The organism is Pseudoalteromonas sp. NZS71_1 (assembly GCF_015864305.1).
Lineage (GTDB): Bacteria > Pseudomonadota > Gammaproteobacteria > Enterobacterales > Alteromonadaceae > Pseudoalteromonas > Pseudoalteromonas arctica.
Genome location: NZ_JADYXM010000001.1, coordinates 472,287 through 490,739 on the forward strand (window position 1 = coordinate 472,287; position 18,453 = coordinate 490,739).

Consider the following 18,453-nt stretch of genomic DNA (forward strand, 5'->3'; position numbering starts at 1 on the left):
TAAAGAGGTTTGTATGGATTTTATTACGCAAAATTTACCGCAAACACTTATGGTACTTGGTATTGTTGCTTTAATAATAGAAGTAGCAGTACTTGGCCTTTCTACATTTATTTTGTTGTTTTTTGGATTATCGTTATTCCTTACAGGATTATTAATGAGTTTTGGTATTTTGCCTGACTCATTAACAACAGCCCTTTGGAGTAATGCAGTTGTAACAGCTGGCTTGGCCGTTGCACTTTGGAAACCATTAAAACAAATGCAAAATCGCGTAGATAAGAAGCAAGTGAATAGTGATTTTGCTGAACTTACTTTTGTACTTACTAGCGATGTAACAGAACAAGGTTTAACTACACATCAATATTCAGGTATTAGCTGGAAACTCAAAAGTGAGCAACCAATTAGCGCCGGTACTGAGGTTTTAGTAACCAAAAAAGAAGTGGGTGTTATGTGGATTAAGCCTAAAAGCTAATCATCACTTTAAAACAAGCACTGTGTATAATAAATTACAGTAAAACGGGCGGCTCAAACTGCCCGTTTTTTATGCCTGAGATTTGAAATACAGCGCCTTGTTCACTAACAGTATTATTAATCGATTCATCAAATGCCGATGTCACAAGTAACAATTCAGCATTTTCACCACCAAATGCGGTGCATGTCGGTTTTATTGCACAAAGCTTTATTGTTTTAATTAGCTCACCGCCTGGGGATAAACATATAACACACCCCATTCCCCAAACAGCTAGCCACAAATTACCTAATTGGTCGGTTACGCAGCCATCGGGGTCAACATCAGTGTTATTAAATTGATAAAAAACACGTGGCTCAGAGCAAGGTTCGCCAGTTTGCTCATCCAAATCTAATACATAAATACAACTCGTTAAAGAGTCGCAGTAATAACCGCGTAAACGTGGCTTATCAAAGCACAATCCATTTGGGATACTCAAACCACTTACAACGGCTTTAAGCTGGTGTTTATAATAACGGTATATTTTACCGTAACCTTTTTTAGCATTTACGTTCATTGTACTTAACCAAAAACCACCCCATGGATCAGCGCGGCCGTCGTTTGAACGCCTATTTAGTTGTGTATTTTCAATATTAAGAATAAGGTGGCGAGTGCTCGAATTAATATGGTATTTATATAAACCAGTGCTTGTACCTAGCAACAAGTGCTGCTCATCAATCCACGCTATTGCACTGAGCGTATCGGGCATATTAACTGTTTTTGGTTGGCTTTCGCTGTGTATTTTTTTGCTTAAAAGTAATTTTTTATTTATGTCGACCCAAAAAAAAGTATTCAGCATAGGGTGCCAAAGAGGACTTTCTGCAAGCTGATTCTGTGTGCTTTCAAAAATGGTTACGCTAGGGTCAAACATAAATACTTATTCTTTATTATTAACAAAGCCTTGTAACCCAAACCTTACCAGAAAACAGTGAATTTCGCGATGTGTACCTGGCTTTAATTTATCAACACGCCCTAGTGACTGCAAAATCAATATCATTGGACCACCGGCTAATTTTAAAGTTGGGCGTACCACTAAAAAGTTTGAAATACTTAATAGTGGTTACAACATGGGAGTTGATACTGCTAAGGCCTTTTTAGCTAAATAACTGCATTATTTAACCTAATAATTGCGGTGCTTTACCCGCAATAACTGCGGTTAGTAAACCAGCTAACATAGCTCCCACAACGGTGCATATTGCACCGCCTAAAATACCGTAAACACTCATAAAACATATCAGCGCTAAACCAAATAGCAGTGCACTTAAAAATGTTTTAGTCGCTAATGTAAGTGTGTTTTTTCGTAGGTTGAGCATCATTAATAATAAACTTACCATCGCAATTGTAATTAGTAGCTCGTTCATGCGGGTTGTACCTCAATTTGTAATTTTTGTGTGTTTTTTATTTTTAAGACAACAAACATACACACGATACCCACCACCATAAAGCTTATATCTACTACCGCGACAAGCGAGCTATTAAGGTTAATAACATTGCTAACGCCAAGTAAAATATTAAGTGGCAGCACCAAAGCAAGCGAAGCGCCGCATAGTAAAAGTGTCAGCTTAAAATAGTTTTTATAACCTATGGGCAATACACTTAATAGTAACCATGCCAACCACGTATAAAAGAACACGGGTCCAAAAAAGCTATTTTGCGCCACACCAACAACGCTATAATTAAGTAAAACTTGCACAGGAAATAGCACAAAGCTTGCTAATACCAAACCGCCACAACTGCCAATAATAAAACGATTCCAGCGTGCATATGCCTGCATACTCAGTGAAGGGCTACTGCCACGTGTGCGCTTTGTTAGCCACATCATCATGCCCGAAATAGGTAAAAGCGCAGTACTTAAGCCAAGCAATACCCAAAGTAATTTTACAAACACTCCTGCAAAGTTCCCAAAGTGCAGCGGAAACATCAACTCAATTACTTTTATCGAAACACCTGAAATATCACCAAAACTACTCATCGACTGCACAAACTCACCATTGCCCTGATAATGCAGTAACTGAGAAGCAACAGCCTCGCCACCTAACAAACGCAAATATACCTGCGCATTCGCATCGTTATGCGCCATTATTGTGACATCCCTAATTATTGCTTCAGGGTAACGACTATGAGCATGCTCTAAAATAGTGTCTATTTTTGTAGGTTGCTTAATGTGGCTAACTACAGGCTCAGGAATAGCGGTAAACGTTTCTATTAACTTATCTTGATCGCCACCAAAGCTCACAAACGCAGCTGCTGGTAGTAAAATAATGGTTGCGAGCCCTAAAAATGATCCTGTAAAACCAATCACAATATTAAATACGCTGCCCCAAATACCTATAACCTTATGAGCATCGCTTACTGCAATATCTAACCCTTTATCTCGCCTAAACGTAAAGAGCTCTTTTATCAATTTGCGATGAATAAACAAGCCTGTCACTGCACTTACTAAAAGCGTTAAACCTAAAAACCCAGTGAGTATTAACCCAATTGGTCGCCCTAAATGCAAATCTGCATGAAACTCACCTATATAAGTTGGCGCATCCGTTTTTTTATTGGCGTAAAACTCTTTACTAGGCCCATAGTAAGTATTTTCCAGCGTCAACGTATCGGGATGAAATTGAAATACTCTGGCCACCTCTTGGTCGTAATTTTCATCGCCATGGTGAGATTCAAATACCAACGTTAACAAATGAAAGTTATGCCCACTTGGTAAAAACACATGAATGTTTTCGCCAAATTCACTAGGTACTTTTTTATGGTATTCGTTTACTAGTCGGTTAATTTGCGCGCTGGCAACGTATTGGCTAGATTGTAGTTCTGGATTAGCCCATATTTTTAACTCAGGTCGCGACAGAACTGCTAACGCCCCACTAAATGCAACAATAAATAGCAGTACCGCAGTAATAATTCCTACCCAGCTATGTAATAAAAATAGCTTTTTTAAAGTAATCGACTTCATCCCTGCCCCTGCGTTAACGCCCAAAAACTCAATAAACCATGTAATACACACAATGCAATCATTACTACAAAAGGTTGCCATACTTTTTGCGCCAAATACGCATAAATAAACAACGCAGTCCAAATAATAGGAAAGAGTAAAATAGGCAGTAATATTTGTTCATTCATTTGAAACGGTAAATAGGTTGTCATACCCGGAATCATTATTACCGCTGTAACTAGCGCTAATACACACGCAATTAAGTGCCTTCGCCGTGTAGCTGTAAACGTTTTTTTATTATTCATTATTCGCTCAATAAATTTGCCCAAACATATACAAAACAGCACATGCAAATGATAACAATTGTCATTATATTGTGCATTTAATGCTTAATGCAATTTATTAAACAAATTAAGCCTAAAAACACAGTTGGTTTGCCTTAAGAGCTTTTATGCTACGCCTCGCAATTTAGGTACGCAGTAATGCGTCATTTCAGTTAAGCCGAGTTCGGGCTTTTTAATTTTTCAGGAAGCAGTAAACCGTGGATATAATTAACGCAATTATTTTAGGTATTATTGAAGGTATAACAGAATTTTTACCCATATCATCAACTGGGCACTTAATTGTAGCGTCAAAGTGGTTAGGCATTGAATCAACAGACGCTAACCTCGCCTTCGAAGTAATTATCCAGCTTGCCGCCATTTTAGCGGTACTAGCCAACTATAAAGACAAGTTCAGCCCTAAACATTTCAATTTATGGGTGAAAGTTGCCATTGCATTTATTCCTTTGGGTATTATTGGTTTTATATTTAGTGATGTAATAAAAACACTGTTTAGCGTACCGGTAGTAGGTGTTATGTTTATTGTAGGCGGTGTGATTTTTTTACTATTAGAGCGCAGTTATAAAGAGACTCACTGCACAACTACCGATGTAACCCAAGTTACTTATAAACAAGCTCTTTGGATTGGCGTAGCACAAGTATTTGCGTTAATTCCAGGGACTAGTCGTGCTGGAAGCTCTATTGTTGGTGCCATGTTGTGTGGTTTAAACCGAAAAGCCAGCGCTGAATTTTCATTTTTACTTGGTTTACCTGTACTTGCAGCAGCCTCAGGGTACGACTTACTTAAACACTACCAACTGTTTAGCTTAGATGACCTAACTGCCCTTGCAGTTGGCTTTTTAACATCTTTTATAGTTGCTTATTTTACTATTAAACTATTCATACGCTTTCTAGAAAATTTCACTTTTGTTAGTTTTGGTCTTTACCGAATCGTATTTGGTGTTATTTTACTAACTATAGCCTACACATAAGAGAACATTATGACCGAAAAAATAAACGAAGAAGCACTCCACGCACTTAAAATAGCCTTTACTTACATGCCTAAAGCGATTGAAGTGACAAAGTATGAATATGGCGAGCGCTACCAAAGCGTACTTGATCACATTGAAGCTGTACGTGAAACGCTACTTCTTAACGATGTAGACCCGGAAGAAGTTGGCGGCGATATAAATCCTGAGTACACACCAAACTCAACCTACTAAATATAAAACACTGAGCATTATATAATCATCATTACACTCAGCGTTATATTAATGCTCTATTATTCTACAAAACATAAGGTTATAAATTTAAAGTGTACACATCAGTTTTAGTTATCATCGATAAAAACTGCTAAACTTACTTGGTAATTAATAAATATGCCTTTAATTGGCTTTTATATTGTATAAATTGAACAAAAGCTTACGGGGTGTTTTCTTTTGAATTTTTTAAGACGTTTTCACGATATCGTTTCGAATCAGTCGTTTGATTTTCAAACCAAAATCAATAAACTTTTAATCTTTGGATTAGAAGTATTCGAGCTAGAGCTAGGCATTATTAGTAAAGTAGATGAAAACAGTTATACCGTTTTATATGCCATAACCCCCGACAACTCACTTTTACCCGGTACTGTGTTTGACTTACAAGGCACCTATTGCGTACATACGCTATCTGCTGGCTCCGCACTTGCTTTTCATAAAGCCTCTCAAAGCGCAATTGCAAACCACCCCTGTTATATAAACTTTCAGTTAGAGTCTTATATTGGCGCGCCAATAAAAATTGGTGAAAAAATATTTGGTACCGTTAACTTTTCATCCATAAACAGCTCTCCAGCTTTTAATGATGCAGCCTATGATTATATTGAGTTATTTGCACAATGGCTTGGATCGGAATTTGCTCGCACTCAAGCTAAAGAACAACTCATAAAAAATAGTAATACTTTATTAAAGTTAGAGAATGTAGCAAATATAGGTACGTGGGAGGTTGATCTAGTCTCCGATAAAATTACCTGGAGCGAGCAAACATACCTCATACATGAGGTGGATGAACAATTTCAACCGCAAATGAATTCTGCAGTCGAGTTTTATAAAGAAGGTCCAAGTCGTGAAGGCATTACTCGCGCGGTAGAATTAGCCATAGAAAAAGGCAAAAAATGGAATTTAGAACTAGAAATAGTAACCGCTAAAAATAAACATTTATGGGTGGCTACCTTTGGTGAGGCCGAATTTGATGAAGGCCGATGTGTCCGATTATTTGGCACCTGCCAAGATGTAACCGAGTCAGTCAAGCTTCGAGAAGAGCTTAAACAAAAGCAAGCTCAAGCAGAGCGCTTACTTGAAGACAGAAGCATGCTCTTTGCTAAAATCAGCCACGAATTAAGAACCCCTCTTAACGGCATCACAGGCATGCTAACCACATTAGTTGATGAACACAGTGAAGAAGTTCGCGCTGAAAAAATTAAAATAGGCCTTAGAAGCGCCGATATTTTACTTAGTATTATTAACGAAGTGCTCGATTTTTCTAAAATTAATCATGGTGAGCTAAAGCTTGAACCTACTGACTTTTTACTAAAAACAATTTTTACCGATTTAACTTCTTTATATACACCTCTATTTAAAAACACGCATGTAACGCTACAAGTAAATAATACAATTGATGACAACTGCTGGGCGTTTAGCGACAACACACGCCTTAGCCAGATTGCTTCTAACTTACTGAGTAATGCACTTAAATTCACTGAAAATGGTTCAGTTACACTAAACACCAGCCTTTCTAAAGTAAAAACTAAGCTAAGTTTAAATATTGAAGTGTCTGATACAGGCCGAGGAATGAGTAAAGGCTTTTTAGAATCACTGTTTTCTCCTTTTTCTCAAGAAGTAGATGCTAAAAATTCAAAAGGTGGAACAGGCCTTGGCCTTGCAATAGTAAAAGAACTTGTTGAATATATGGGCGGCAAAATAAAGGTAAAAAGTACACCTAATAAAGGCACTACGTTTTTAGTAAATATTCCTATTGAGAAAGGGACAGAACAAAAACAAGAAAACCTCAAATCAACGTTAGATATCAATGGCAGTGAACTATCAGTACTTGTAGTCGATGATAACGATATTAATAGGTTGGTACTTCATGCTTCTTTAGGCAAACTTAATATAAAAGCCGACTCTGCAGTTGATGGCCAAGATGCTGTATTAAAATGTCGCCAAAAGCATTATGACCTTATTTTTATGGACTGCATAATGCCCATACTCGATGGATTTGAGGCAACAAAGCAGCTTAGATCAGAAAACATCTGCTCGCATGAAGAAACCTACATAGTGGCTATAACTGCTAATACTTCATCACAAGACAAACTTGCCTGCAAACAAGCCGGTATGGATATGTTTATATCAAAACCGTTTAAACTACCCATACTTGAAAAAGCGGTTATTAATGCGCTTGAGCATACCGTAAAAATCAGCTAATTTTTACTGCACTGCCACTGGTAAAAAATAAGAACATAAAATGAAAAACATAATTAGAACTATATTACTAACAGTACTTATTGTTGCAGTATTTAAAGGCGTTTCCACTGGGCAATGGAGCTCATCAATAACAATAGTTATCGTATCAGGCGTATTGCTGTTAGTTACATTTATCAGTGCTAAGTCATCACGTGGATCATCCGCTTATACTGGCAGTGACTCATCAGTTTCCTCTAGCAGTAACTCATCGCACTCTCACACAAATTGTAGCTGCGGTGATTCTGGTGGTGGGTGCGATTAAATCGTGTGCTAATTCTTAAGCATTAAAAAAGCCGCCTTTGGAGAAGGGCGACTTGGGTTAACAAACAGCTATGAGTGTAGCCTTGCTGTTATATCAAGAGAGTTTTTACTAAATTTTTTATTAAATAATGTTAAGCAGCACTTTGATCAGCTTCTTCAGAGTGACGAATTAAATAATCAAATGCACCTAAACTTGCTGTTGCACCGCTGCCCATTGCAATAATAATTTGTTTAAACGGAGTATTGGTTGCATCCCCCGCGCCGTAAATTCCTGGTAGTGAAGTTGCGCCTTTAGAATCAATCAGTATTTCACCAAATTTGCTTAATTCAAGGTCGCTGTCTTTTAACCATTCGGTATTTGGTATTAAGCCTATTTGTACAAATATACCGGCAAGTTCAAGCTCTTTACTCTCTCCCGACACTCTATCTGTGTACATTAAGCCAGTTACTTTTTTACCATCACCAAGTACTTCGGTAGTTTGTGCACTTTTGATAATAGTAATATTAGCCATGCTTTTAGCTTTACGAATAAGCACTTCATCAGCACGTAGTGTGTCTGCAAATTCAAGTACCGTAACACTTTGCACAATATTAGCTAAATCGATTGCTGCTTCTATACCCGAATTACCACCGCCAATTACGGCAACAGGCTTACCTTTAAATAAAGGGCCATCACAATGTGGGCAATATGCCACACCATGGCCGCGATATTCTTGCTCCCCTGGTACGTTCATTTCGCGCCAGCGTGCACCGGTGGCAAGTACGAGCGACTTAGCTTTAAGTACTGCGCCATTTTCTAGTGTAATTTCGTAGCCATTGTTATAACCAAGTGCCGCTGCACGCTGATTATGCATTACATCTACATCGTATTCTTTAACGTGCTCTTCAAGCTGGGCAACCAACTTTGGCCCCTCTGTCGCCTTAATCGAAATAAAGTTTTCTATTGCTAATGTATCTGCAACTTGTCCACCAAACCTGTCGGCAACAATGCCTGTATTTAACCCTTTTCGTGCTGAGTAAATCGCAGCCGATGCGCCCGCAGGCCCACCACCAATTACAAGTACATCAAATTTATCTTTTTCACTTAGCGATTCAGCTTGGCGCTGTGCCCCTTTGCTATCTACTTTATTGAGTATGTCGGTAAGGCTTAGTGCACCTTGGCTAAATGGTTCGCCATTTAAATATACAGCCGGTACAGCTAAAATATTTCGCTCTTCTACCTCACTTTGAAATAATGCGCCATCAATCATGGTCGCTTTAATATTGCTGTTTGTCGCTGCCATAGTATTAAGTGCTTGGACTACTTGCGGGCACGTTTGGCAACTTAAACTTATGTATACTTCAAAGTTGAGTTCTTGAGTAAGCGATTGTATTTGTTCAATGTCTTCGCTTTTAGCTTTACTTGCGTGTCCGCCAGTATGTAAAAGAGCTAACACTAAACTTGTGAATTCGTGGCCCATAGGTACGCCTGCAAACGTAATATGAGTGTTTTTAATAGGTGAATGTACAACCATTGACGGGCGACGCGCGCTTGTATCAGGATTGTTCATTACCGTAAATTTATCGCTCAGTGAGGCTAAATCGTTCGCTAAGCTTTCTACTTCTGCTGATTTTTTGCTGTCATCCAAGGCAATAAGCAGCTCAACAGGTTGAGTAAGCGATTCAAAATGGCTTTTTAATTGATTTTTTATGTTGTTATCTAACATGGCTTAACCCTTTTAGGAAAATTTAAACAGCAAGCCTCCCATGCCAAATAATGCATGTGCTTAAACAAGTATATTGATATAGGAGGCACCAACAAACGGATGTTCGTTGATTTAAGGGCAGTTACCTGCCCTTATAGTAGGAATAAATCTATACTTAGATTTTACCAACTAGGTCTAGTGAAGGTGCAAGTGTGTCTTCACCTGGCTGCCAAGATGCAGGACAAACTTCACCGTCGTGAGTTGCAATGTATTGTGCAGCTTGTACTTTACGAACAAGTTCTTTAGCGCTACGGCCAATACCTAAATCGTGAGTTTCGATAATTTTAATTTCGCCTTCTGGGTTCATTACAAATGTACCGCGAAGTGCTAAGCCTTCTTCTTCAATCATTACGCCAAAGCTACGAGTAATACGTCCTGTTGGGTCGCCAATCATTGGGTAAGTAATTTTACCAATTGTGTCTGACGTATCGTGCCATGCTTTGTGAGTGAAGTGAGTGTCAGTAGATACTGAGTAAACTTCTACGCCCATTTCTTGAAGTTGTGCGTAATAATCTGCAACATCACCAAGTTCAGTAGGACATACAAATGTAAAGTCTGCTGGGTAAAAGAAGAAGATTGACCATTTACCTAGAACATCTTTTTCAGACAATTCTACAAAGTCACCGTTGTGGTAAGCGGTTGCATTGAATGGTTGTAATTTAGTATTGATTAATGAAGTGCTCATGGTATTTCCTCATCTATATTTAATGTATTTAAAAAGTAATCAACGCCCTCGTTTAAAACGACCTTCTGCGTTGGCTTGGTTAATACAATAAGGCTAATGGACAATTAAATAAAATTGATTGTTTAGATTAAAACAATCGGTTTTTTGGATTGAACTATATAATCTCTGTTATCGTAAGCATTATTGGGATTGTAAACGCTGGCGAATTATTAAGATCGCTAATCGCAATACTGCTACAATAGCCGCGCTTCAAATAAGTCATTAAATATAAGGCACGCCGTAATGGAAAAATTTTTTAACCACATACAACTAGGTTATTTAGGCTTAATCCCGTTTTTAGGGTGTGTGGGTTGGCCACTTATGTTTGGCAGTAATAGCCTTAACTTAGATTTTTTTACTTTTTACAGTATCGCCATTTTAGCATTTATGGCAGGTAGCTTGTGGCGCGCCGGAGAGCAAAGCTATAGCAATGCAATTAAAGCGGTATTACCTGTTATCCCAGTTCCATTTTTATCATTTTTACCTGTAGAGTGGGCACTGGCTTGGCTAGGTGCTAGTTTTTGGTTAGTACTTATATTTGAAAAAGCCACGCCACAATGGCAAACCTACCATAAAGATTATCAAAAAATGCGCTTTGTGCTGACCTCTGTTGTATTTGTGTGTCACATCCTAACTATTGGTATGAGTATTTATCCTAAATAGCAGCTGTAAACTTAAATGTTGCACAGTAATAAGGTAATATCCGCGCACTGCTATTTGAGGACACACCATGATTGACCAATTACGCCAACAACTCGACGAACTTGGCGAAAACTACGTAGAAAAAAACGCGGCATTTAAAATCAAAGTGATCCCATTTTTTTGTGCTATTCGCATTAAAAAAGATCATAAAAGCGAAGGTCGTTTAAGCTTTTATTCAAGTCAATTACTCGAAATTTTCTTGGTTGTCTTATTTTTGCTATTCGGTTTAATGCTTTACGATACAAATGCAGGATTTACCCATGGGCCTATTCATATTGCCTTTGCCATTTTAATTACCTTTAATCTTATTATTAAACAAATCGCCATTGAAGGGTTAAAAACACGCCTTGCTTTTCATCGTTTACTTGCAGCGCAGTCTCAAAAAAGTACGCCTGATGCCGATAACACACCAACTAAACCACTTTAATTTATGTATTTAAATCCCCAATGGCGAATACTCACCGTAGGCGATGGCGATTTATCGTTTTCGAACGCTATTTACACTCATCTATCGCCAAAAGCTTTGGTCGCATCCACTTACGATGACCAAACTACTATTGAGCAAAAGTATCAGCACAATGCACTTGGTAACCTAAAAGCGCATAACGTTGAGGTACTTAATAGTTTTGATGTAACAAATCCCGCGTGTTGGCAAACTATAAGTGAAAACCAGCACAGCTTTGACGTGGTTATTTTTCAGTTTCCGCTTATACCTGCGTTTGTTGGCCGTGAAGCATTTGAAAACAACACGCGCCAAACCAGTATGAACGTATTAAACCGCGCTTTGCTGCATCAATTTATTAAATACGCTAACGAATATGTACTTGATAAAAATGGTCCAATGCTGTGTTATATCACTTCAAAGGATGTAAAACCTTATCGAGAATGGAATATAGAAGGGAGTTTAAATAACGGCTTAAACGCTGATTATTTAGGCCAAATCCCATTTGATATTAGCCATTTTGAAGGTTATAAAATTCGTAATGTTGACCGCGACAAACACGTAAAAGACACCAGCGGCATAACTTACGTTTTCAGCCCAAAAAGTATTGATACACATACTAGCGAATTAAGCTCACGTCTTACCAAACCTGCATACTTAACATCTAACCATTGCTCCCTTTGCCGCGTTGGACCTTATATGGCAAGCGAGGACGAAACCAAGCATCTAAACGCTAAAAAGCATCAGCAAATGCTACATCTTGAAAGCGATTGGCAACAATGGCTAAATGAGTTTTATAGCTAATTAATAGCCCTACTACAGTTTATTTAATTACACCTTTTCGTGTTTAATTAAATCAGCCGCTTTTTCAGCAATCGCAATTACCGGTGCATTTGTGTTGCCGGTAATAATGGTAGGCATAATCGACGCATCGACTACGCGTAAGTTACTTACCCCGTGTACTCGCAAATTAGTATCCACCACTGCCATTGGATCCTGCCCCATTTTACATGTCCCTACTGGGTGATATTCGGTATCTGCAGTTTGGCGTATAAACTCAATTAGCTGATCATCATTATTTATATCAAGCGGGTAGACCATTTTACCGCGTATGTTATCAAAAGCTTTGCTTTGCATAATAGTGAGTGTTTTTCTAAGGCCTGCAAGCATTACAGTTAAATCATCTGGATGGCTTAAGTAATTAGGGTCAATAAGTGGAGCACTACGCGGGTTGTTATCGGCTAATGTAATAGTACCTCGGCTTTTGGGGCGCATAATACTGCTGTGTATACTGTAACCATGCCCAGTGTGTAATTTACGACTATGATCGTCCACCAGCCCTATTACAAATTCTAATTGCACATCTGGCGCTGGCGAGCCTTCAAATAATTTAATAAACGCGTGCGACTCTGCAAAATTACTGGTTAATCGCCCTTCTCGTTTTGTAAACCAGTTAACACAGCCTTTTATAATGCTGGCAATGCCAAGCGGGCTTATACCAAATGTGCCTTTATTTGTTTTTGATTTATAAAGTGGCACTACCGTTAAGTGATCTTGTAAATTAGCGCCAACACCTTCAAGTACGTGCTGAACCATAATGTTATGCGCGCTTAACTGCTCTTTAGGGCCAATACCTGAAAGCATTAATATTTGAGGCGAATTAATAGCGCCAGCACTAAGTATTACCTCTTTTTTAGCACGTAAATTAATAACCTCTTTATTACGCTCTATTTGCACGCCTTGCGCTATCTTATTGGTTATATTTATTTTATTAACGTGGCTATTGGTTAATACCGTTAAATTTGGGCGGTTTAAATGCGGTGTTAAATATGCTTTTGCTGAACTACAACGTTCGCCATTGTTCTGAGTTACCTGCGATAGACGTGCGCCGCTTTGCTCTTTACCATTTATATCGTCGCTTAAATTAACGCCCTGCTCAACACATGCATTTAAAAAATACTGGTTTACATCGCTTGGGTTATTTAGCTCTTGTACATGTAGCGGACCTTTTGTCCCGTGCAGCTCATTATTTGTAAACGCTTTATTGTTCTCAGCTTTAATAAAGTACGGGAGTAAACTATCAAAATCCCATCCCGTATTGCCATTAGCCGCCCATTGGTCGTAATCGTACTTATTACCTCTTATGTAAACCATTGCATTAGTCGAGCTTGACCCACCCAGTACTTTGCCACGCGGCACAAAACCACACCGGTTATTAAGCTCTTTTTGTGGCACCGTATTGTAATGCCAGCTATTTATGCCATAAGGCACACTCGCTGCTATGCCTGCTGGCATTTGCACAAATACAGTGTTATCACTACCTCCAGCTTCAATTAAGCACACACTTACATTTTTATCCTCAGACAATCGCGATGCCATAACGCACCCACCACTACCTGCGCCAATCACAATGTAATCAAATGTTGTATTGTTCATGGTGTACCTTAATAAAAGTTTTAAACGGCCTTAACAGTAATAGTGCATAGAAAAATTCAACAAAACTTGATATTTTTAGACATAGTTTATTTGAGGTTAACCATGAGCAGCCTAATCAGAGCCACGTCATTACAAGGTATAGACACCCTAATTAGCGAATTTGGCGGCGATCCGCATGAAATAATGCAAAACTGTAATGTTAATAACGTTGACTTTAAAAATCTCGATAACCAATATTTACCTTATCGAGATTACGCTGAGCTATTAGAATACTGTGCTTGTAAGTTCAATTGTTCTAGTTTTGGCCTTAAGCTCGCAAGTAGACAAAATTTTGATATTTTAGGGCATATTGCAATAGCAGCTAAAAGTAGTACTAATTTAGGTGATGCACTTAATTGGGTTATTAAATACCTTCACTTGCACAGCCCTGCACTTAGCTTAAACTCCCACCCTTTAGAGAATGATAAAAGCTTGTTTTTATCATTCGAAATTAATTTAAAACCATTACCGAACATTAACCAAGTGATTGAGCTAACCATTGGTTTAGCATTGGCTGTTATTAAAAAGCTGAGTAATAACCGCTGCAAACCAATTAATATATTTTTGCCAAAAAAATTAAGTACTAATACTCGTGCCTATAACACTTACTTTGGTTGTAACGTTATAGAGCATCGCAACAGCGCTGGTATTGTAATCTCAAAAAGTGATTTAACTCTTGAGCTTGATCACCCTGAACTAAATAAAGTACAAGCAGCGCTAAGCTTCTTGGCAAAAAACAAAGAACACACACAACCATTGCCCAACCAAGTTAGTGCACTAATTAGGCCTATGCTTCCTATTTATCAATGTAGTAACCAAACTATTTCAGCTGCGCTGGGTATGCACCCGCGTACTCTGCATCGAGAACTTATCAAACATAATACGAGCTTTGTAAAACTTAAAGATGCCACTCGTCGCGCTTTAGCTGCACACTATTTAGCGCAAAACCAATTTACAATATCAACCATATCTGAGCTTTTAGGGTATCAGGAGCAAGCAACACTAAGTGTTAATGTTAAACGCTGGTTTGGATGTTCTCCTAGGGCGTGTCGAACTTTGTGGATTGAAATTTGTTCAATCTAGGGGCGATTTAATCGCGGCGCGAGGTTTGTAACCTAGTGGGCTAAGTAAAAATCGAGCAACAAAGAGTCAATCGTCCCTAGAAAGAACCCATAGGGCAGCGCATGTTTGGCCTTTATGCTGCGTTATCGCCTATTTATGGGGAATAACCACACTACATAGGCTCTGCCCTGCCTAAAAACCAAACATACTGCTGTAAATTCAACCACCAAAGATCAACACGCCCTAAAGCATATAGGACTAAAAAAATGTTAAACTAAACACTCTTATTATTATTTTTATTTAAGCTAAGGAGTGAGCATGAACTTTGTTATTGTTGGCACCAATTTTATTAGCGACACACTGTTAGCCGCTGCAAATACGTTAAACGATTTTAATTTATATGGGGTGTGCTCGCGCGCAGTATCAAGCGGCGAAGCGTTTTTAGCCAAACACCCACAAAATGCACAAGCAAAAATTTTCACCTCAATCGAGCAAGTATGCCAAGATCAAAATGTTGATGCTGTCTACATAGCCGCCCCTAACAGCTTACACAAACAATATGCCGTTATGTGCCTAGAAGCGGGTAAACATGTCCTTGGCGAAAAACCATCAGCAGCCAATTCTAAAGAGCTTGCAAGCATTATAGCTACAGCAAAAAAACATCAGCGCCTTTACATGGAAGCCATGATGACCACTCACTTGCCTAACTTTGCACGGCTGCAACAGGCAATGGTAAAAATTGGCACACCACGTAAATATATTGGGCAATACAGTCAATATTCATCGCGTTACGATAAATATAAAAATGGCGAACGCCCAAATACATTTTTACCCGAGTTTGCTAACGGTGCTTTGGTTGATTTAGGGATTTACCCACTGTATTTATTGATTGCATTGTGGGGCGCACCAAACAGTGTACACGCAAGCGGCGTATTACTTGATACAGGTGTTGATGGTGCGGGGGATGTATTACTAAACTACGCTGATAAACAAGCCGTTATTAGCTACTCTAAAATATCGCAAGGCGACAACATAACCGAAATACAAGGCGAACTTGGACGCATACGTATAGAAGCCGTATCGCAACTCAAAAAGGTGGAGTTTATTGCTAATAATGGTGAGGTAGAGGTTATATCCCAGCCGTTTGATGAGCACTTTATGAAATACGAAGTTGAACATTTTATGGCATTAGTGAAGCAAAATATTCTTGAGTCACCCGTTAATACACATATTTTAGCCAGTAACGTAATGAGCGTACTTGATGAAGCGCGCAAACAGCTTGGGGTTGTGTACCCTAACGACTAACTAAATAAAATATGGGCGTTAACCAACGACAGTTAATACCAATCTGCTTATATATGGGGTCTATTTAACGTTAAGAAAATTACGCTAGAACTAGGCAAAAATTTTTATATCTAGCTGTTCTAAATAAAAAATTTTTAACGACGTTATAGTGCAATTTAATTCGTTAAATTGATCAAAGATTTATGCAGGTTGGTATAATACCCAGAAGAAAGCTTAAATAGCTCTCGTACAACTACACATTTTACAAAGCACACTTTACAAACACATTTAAAAATAGCGATCCCCATCCATGGGCAATCAAATACTTCTACAGCAAACTTAACACTAACAACCCAAATTCGGTTTATTACCAATATTTATTATTCAATAACCTTAAAACTAACCTAACACATAAAAACATTACCAATCAAGCTAGCCAATTGCATTATTTTAAACTAAATTGGTAATACAAGAATACAACCATTGGTGTATAGTGGTTTTTAACCATAACATCGCGTTAGAATTTTGACATAATAGTGAATTTTGAGGTAACCTCTGGTATTAACAGTTGGTTTTGACTTTTAGGCCCCAGAGGCCATTATTCCTTAAGGTAATGAAGGTAAAGTATGGGTAATCGTCGCTTATTTTGGCGCATAGTTGATAAAATTGAGTCTTTAATAAATCAAGGCGAATTTTCTGCTGGGAGTCGTTTACCACCTGAACGTGAACTTGCAGAAATGTTTGATGTAAGTCGCCCTACCATTAGAGAAGCTATTATCGCATTAGAAGTACGTGGCCGAGTTGAAGTTAAAACCGGCTCTGGTGTTTACGTAGTAGAACAAAAAAATGCATCTATAAAATCAAAAGAGATCAGTGCATTTGAACTTACTCAAGCTCGCGCATTAATTGAAGGCGAAATTGCCGCTTTAGCTGCTCAAAGCATTACAGAAGAAGAACTAGAGCAACTAAATAAAACATTAATTGCCATGGAAAAAGGCCTTTATGTTGAGCAAGCCGACCGTGAGTTCCACGAAATTATAGCTAGAGCAACACGCAATAAAGCACTTGAATTTGCAGTGTCTAACTTGTGGGATTTACGTTTAACAAACCCACAAATTGTTGCTGACTATGGCAGTGTGTGTAAAAACAATAACGAGTGCGTTATGGACGAACACACCGCTATTTATACAGCTCTAAAGTCGCATGATGCAAATGCAGCGCGCAGTGCAATGCACAAACATTTTAACCGCTTAATTAATGCTTTATTTGACGCTGTAGAATCGCGCGCACTTGAAGAAATTAAACGCAAAAATGATGAAAAACGAGGCCTCTACTCGCTTGATGGCTTAGTTAATAAAAGTGCCCACTAAGGCCTTTTAACCAACTGATTAAAGTTAGCAAACGCCTGTTTGCTAACTTTACCTCTTACTTTATTTACCTGCCCTATTAAATATACTTTTAATTGCGCTATTTTTGGTCGCAAACACTTACCTATAAATTTAAAAAAAGATACTATGCCGCCATTAATATCGGGCGGGTTTAGCTTTTATACTCCCTGCATTACATAACTAATTGATAGAGTTACTCAACTCAAGGATAAAAATGCAAGCATCTTCAAAAAGTTATTTTCTGGCTATAGTGTGTGTACTGCTTGCTATGATGACCATTCAAACGGGCGCGTCATTTGCAAAGCAGCTTTTTCCTATTGTTGGCCCTGAAGGTACAACTGCCCTTAGGCTTGGTTTTTCTGCCTTTATACTTTGCTTAGTGTTTAAACCTTGGAAACACTTACCTACTTCTGGTAATCGTATTCCTATAATTGTGTATGGTTTAAGTTTAGGCGGCATGAACATTTTGTTTTATTACGCCATTGAACGCATTCCACTAGGCATTGGTGTAGCGCTTGAATTTACAGGCCCGCTTGCTGTTGCCTTATTTTCATCACGCCGCAAACGTGACTTATTTTGGGTTGCCTGTGCTATTGCCGGTATTTTGCTTCTGCTTCCTGATATGAGCGGCCAAGACAGCCTTGATCCATTGGGTGTAGCGCTTGCGCTTGGCGCCGGTGCATGTTGGGCAGGTTATATATTATTTGGTAAAAAAACGGGCACACAAAGCTCTGGTGGAGCCACTGTCGCATTGGGTATGACCGTTGCCGCTATAGTGCTAGTACCTTACGGCGGCATTATGCAAAGCGCCGCGTTTACGTGGGAAATTATCCCACTGGGTATTGGTATTGCTATTTTATCAAGTGCACTGCCTTACACACTTGAAATGGTTGCACTGCGTAACATGCCTTCACAAGGGTTTAGCGTAATGATGAGCTTAGAGCCTGCAATAGCTTCGCTCGCAGGGTTTATTATACTGGGTGAGTTACTTACTTTATGGCAGTGGCTCGCTATTTTACTTGTTATTATTGCATCTGTTGGTAGCTCTTTTTCAAACGCAAAAAAACAGGCTACTTAATTAACTACTAAACTAACCTTAACAAGTTAAATAAA

The 18,453-nt window shown here is 38.6% G+C and carries 20 protein-coding genes; 13 read left to right on the top strand and 7 right to left on the bottom strand.

Going from position 1 to position 18,453, the window contains the following annotated elements:
- Positions 1-13: 13 nt before the first annotated feature.
- On the top strand, positions 14-469 hold the full coding sequence (locus tag I6F43_RS01990) for an NfeD family protein (RefSeq protein WP_024591871.1): 456 nt from the start codon (positions 14-16) through the stop codon (positions 467-469).
- Between the two features lie 34 nt (positions 470-503).
- On the opposite strand, the gene I6F43_RS01995 is transcribed toward I6F43_RS01990, so the two are convergent.
- Positions 504-1,376 (bottom strand): SMP-30/gluconolactonase/LRE family protein, encoded by an 873-nt coding sequence (locus I6F43_RS01995; protein WP_024591872.1) that lies wholly within the window; start codon positions 1,374-1,376, stop codon positions 504-506.
- A gap of 61 nt (positions 1,377-1,437) precedes the next feature.
- On the opposite strand from I6F43_RS01995, the gene I6F43_RS20025 reads away from it, so the two are divergent.
- Positions 1,438-1,611 carry a DUF6363 domain-containing protein gene (locus I6F43_RS20025; protein ID WP_407072740.1) on the top strand — a complete coding sequence of 58 codons (174 nt, stop codon included), beginning with the start codon at positions 1,438-1,440 and terminating at the stop codon, positions 1,609-1,611.
- A 9-nt stretch (positions 1,612-1,620) separates the two neighbouring features.
- Here I6F43_RS20025 and I6F43_RS02000 read toward each other — a convergent pair whose 3' ends face one another.
- Genes I6F43_RS02000 through I6F43_RS02010 form a run of 3 tightly spaced genes read right to left on the bottom strand, consistent with a single transcriptional unit; the run spans position 1,621 to position 3,742 of the window.
- A complete protein-coding gene (locus I6F43_RS02000; RefSeq protein WP_007581829.1) occupies positions 1,621-1,866 on the bottom strand; it encodes a hypothetical protein in 246 nt (81 codons plus the stop codon).
- The gene (locus I6F43_RS02005) at positions 1,863-3,458 is read right to left on the bottom strand and encodes a PepSY-associated TM helix domain-containing protein (protein ID WP_197100724.1); all 1,596 of its coding nucleotides are present in this window, start codon (positions 3,456-3,458) and stop codon (positions 1,863-1,865) included. Before I6F43_RS02005 ends, I6F43_RS02000 begins: the two co-directional genes overlap by 4 nt.
- A complete protein-coding gene (locus I6F43_RS02010) occupies positions 3,455-3,742 on the bottom strand; it encodes a hypothetical protein (protein ID WP_024591874.1) in 288 nt (95 codons plus the stop codon). The genes I6F43_RS02005 and I6F43_RS02010 overlap by 4 nt, the downstream gene beginning before the upstream one ends.
- Positions 3,743-3,978: 236 nt before the next feature.
- Between I6F43_RS02010 and I6F43_RS02015 the strand changes: the two genes are divergently transcribed.
- The 4 genes from I6F43_RS02015 to I6F43_RS02030 all read left to right on the top strand — a co-directional run bounded on the left by I6F43_RS02015 (position 3,979) and on the right by I6F43_RS02030 (position 7,519).
- On the top strand, positions 3,979-4,749 hold the full coding sequence (locus tag I6F43_RS02015) for an undecaprenyl-diphosphate phosphatase (protein ID WP_010555290.1): 771 nt from the start codon (positions 3,979-3,981) through the stop codon (positions 4,747-4,749).
- 9 nt (positions 4,750-4,758) lie between these two features.
- Positions 4,759-4,980 (top strand): penicillin-binding protein, encoded by a 222-nt coding sequence (locus tag I6F43_RS02020; protein ID WP_076924211.1) that lies wholly within the window; start codon positions 4,759-4,761, stop codon positions 4,978-4,980.
- Between the two features lie 216 nt (positions 4,981-5,196).
- Positions 5,197-7,218, top strand: coding sequence for a GAF domain-containing hybrid sensor histidine kinase/response regulator (locus tag I6F43_RS02025; RefSeq protein ID WP_197100726.1), 2,022 nt, complete (start codon positions 5,197-5,199; stop codon positions 7,216-7,218).
- 40 nt (positions 7,219-7,258) lie between these two features.
- Positions 7,259-7,519, top strand: coding sequence for a hypothetical protein (locus I6F43_RS02030; RefSeq protein ID WP_197100728.1), 261 nt, complete (start codon positions 7,259-7,261; stop codon positions 7,517-7,519).
- Positions 7,520-7,649: 130 nt separating this feature from the next.
- On the opposite strand, the gene ahpF is transcribed toward I6F43_RS02030, so the two are convergent.
- Both ahpF and ahpC read right to left on the bottom strand, forming a co-directional pair.
- The gene (gene ahpF, locus I6F43_RS02035) at positions 7,650-9,224 is read right to left on the bottom strand and encodes an alkyl hydroperoxide reductase subunit F (protein WP_197100730.1); all 1,575 of its coding nucleotides are present in this window, start codon (positions 9,222-9,224) and stop codon (positions 7,650-7,652) included.
- A 154-nt stretch (positions 9,225-9,378) separates the two neighbouring features.
- Entirely contained in the window at positions 9,379-9,948 is a 570-nt protein-coding gene (gene ahpC / locus I6F43_RS02040) for an alkyl hydroperoxide reductase subunit C (protein ID WP_007581822.1), read from the bottom strand.
- Positions 9,949-10,230: 282 nt separating this feature from the next.
- Here ahpC and I6F43_RS02045 point away from each other — a divergent pair, with 282 nt between their 5' ends.
- The 3 genes from I6F43_RS02045 (at position 10,231) to I6F43_RS02055 (ending at position 11,935) form a co-directional block, all read left to right on the top strand.
- Positions 10,231-10,650, top strand: a complete 420-nt coding sequence (locus tag I6F43_RS02045; RefSeq protein ID WP_197100732.1) for a DUF3429 domain-containing protein — start codon at positions 10,231-10,233, stop codon at positions 10,648-10,650.
- Positions 10,651-10,717: 67 nt separating this feature from the next.
- Positions 10,718-11,116, top strand: coding sequence for a hypothetical protein (locus tag I6F43_RS02050; RefSeq protein WP_024600580.1), 399 nt, complete (start codon positions 10,718-10,720; stop codon positions 11,114-11,116).
- 3 nt (positions 11,117-11,119) lie between these two features.
- Complete coding sequence (locus I6F43_RS02055) at positions 11,120-11,935, top strand: class I SAM-dependent methyltransferase (protein ID WP_197100734.1); 816 nt, start codon at positions 11,120-11,122, stop codon at positions 11,933-11,935.
- A 27-nt stretch (positions 11,936-11,962) separates the two neighbouring features.
- Here I6F43_RS02055 and I6F43_RS02060 read toward each other — a convergent pair whose 3' ends face one another.
- The gene (locus I6F43_RS02060; RefSeq protein ID WP_197100736.1) at positions 11,963-13,567 is read right to left on the bottom strand and encodes a GMC family oxidoreductase; all 1,605 of its coding nucleotides are present in this window, start codon (positions 13,565-13,567) and stop codon (positions 11,963-11,965) included.
- A gap of 102 nt (positions 13,568-13,669) precedes the next feature.
- Between I6F43_RS02060 and I6F43_RS02065 the strand changes: the two genes are divergently transcribed.
- The 4 genes from I6F43_RS02065 to I6F43_RS02080 all read left to right on the top strand — a co-directional run bounded on the left by I6F43_RS02065 (position 13,670) and on the right by I6F43_RS02080 (position 18,418).
- A complete protein-coding gene (locus I6F43_RS02065) occupies positions 13,670-14,689 on the top strand; it encodes an AraC family transcriptional regulator (protein ID WP_197100747.1) in 1,020 nt (339 codons plus the stop codon).
- A gap of 297 nt (positions 14,690-14,986) precedes the next feature.
- On the top strand, positions 14,987-15,973 hold the full coding sequence (locus tag I6F43_RS02070; RefSeq protein ID WP_024593076.1) for a Gfo/Idh/MocA family protein: 987 nt from the start codon (positions 14,987-14,989) through the stop codon (positions 15,971-15,973).
- A 605-nt stretch (positions 15,974-16,578) separates the two neighbouring features.
- Complete coding sequence (locus tag I6F43_RS02075; protein ID WP_002960591.1) at positions 16,579-17,322, top strand: FadR/GntR family transcriptional regulator; 744 nt, start codon at positions 16,579-16,581, stop codon at positions 17,320-17,322.
- Positions 17,323-17,554: 232 nt separating this feature from the next.
- A complete protein-coding gene (locus I6F43_RS02080) occupies positions 17,555-18,418 on the top strand; it encodes an EamA family transporter (RefSeq protein ID WP_197100749.1) in 864 nt (287 codons plus the stop codon).
- Positions 18,419-18,453 lie beyond the last annotated feature (35 nt).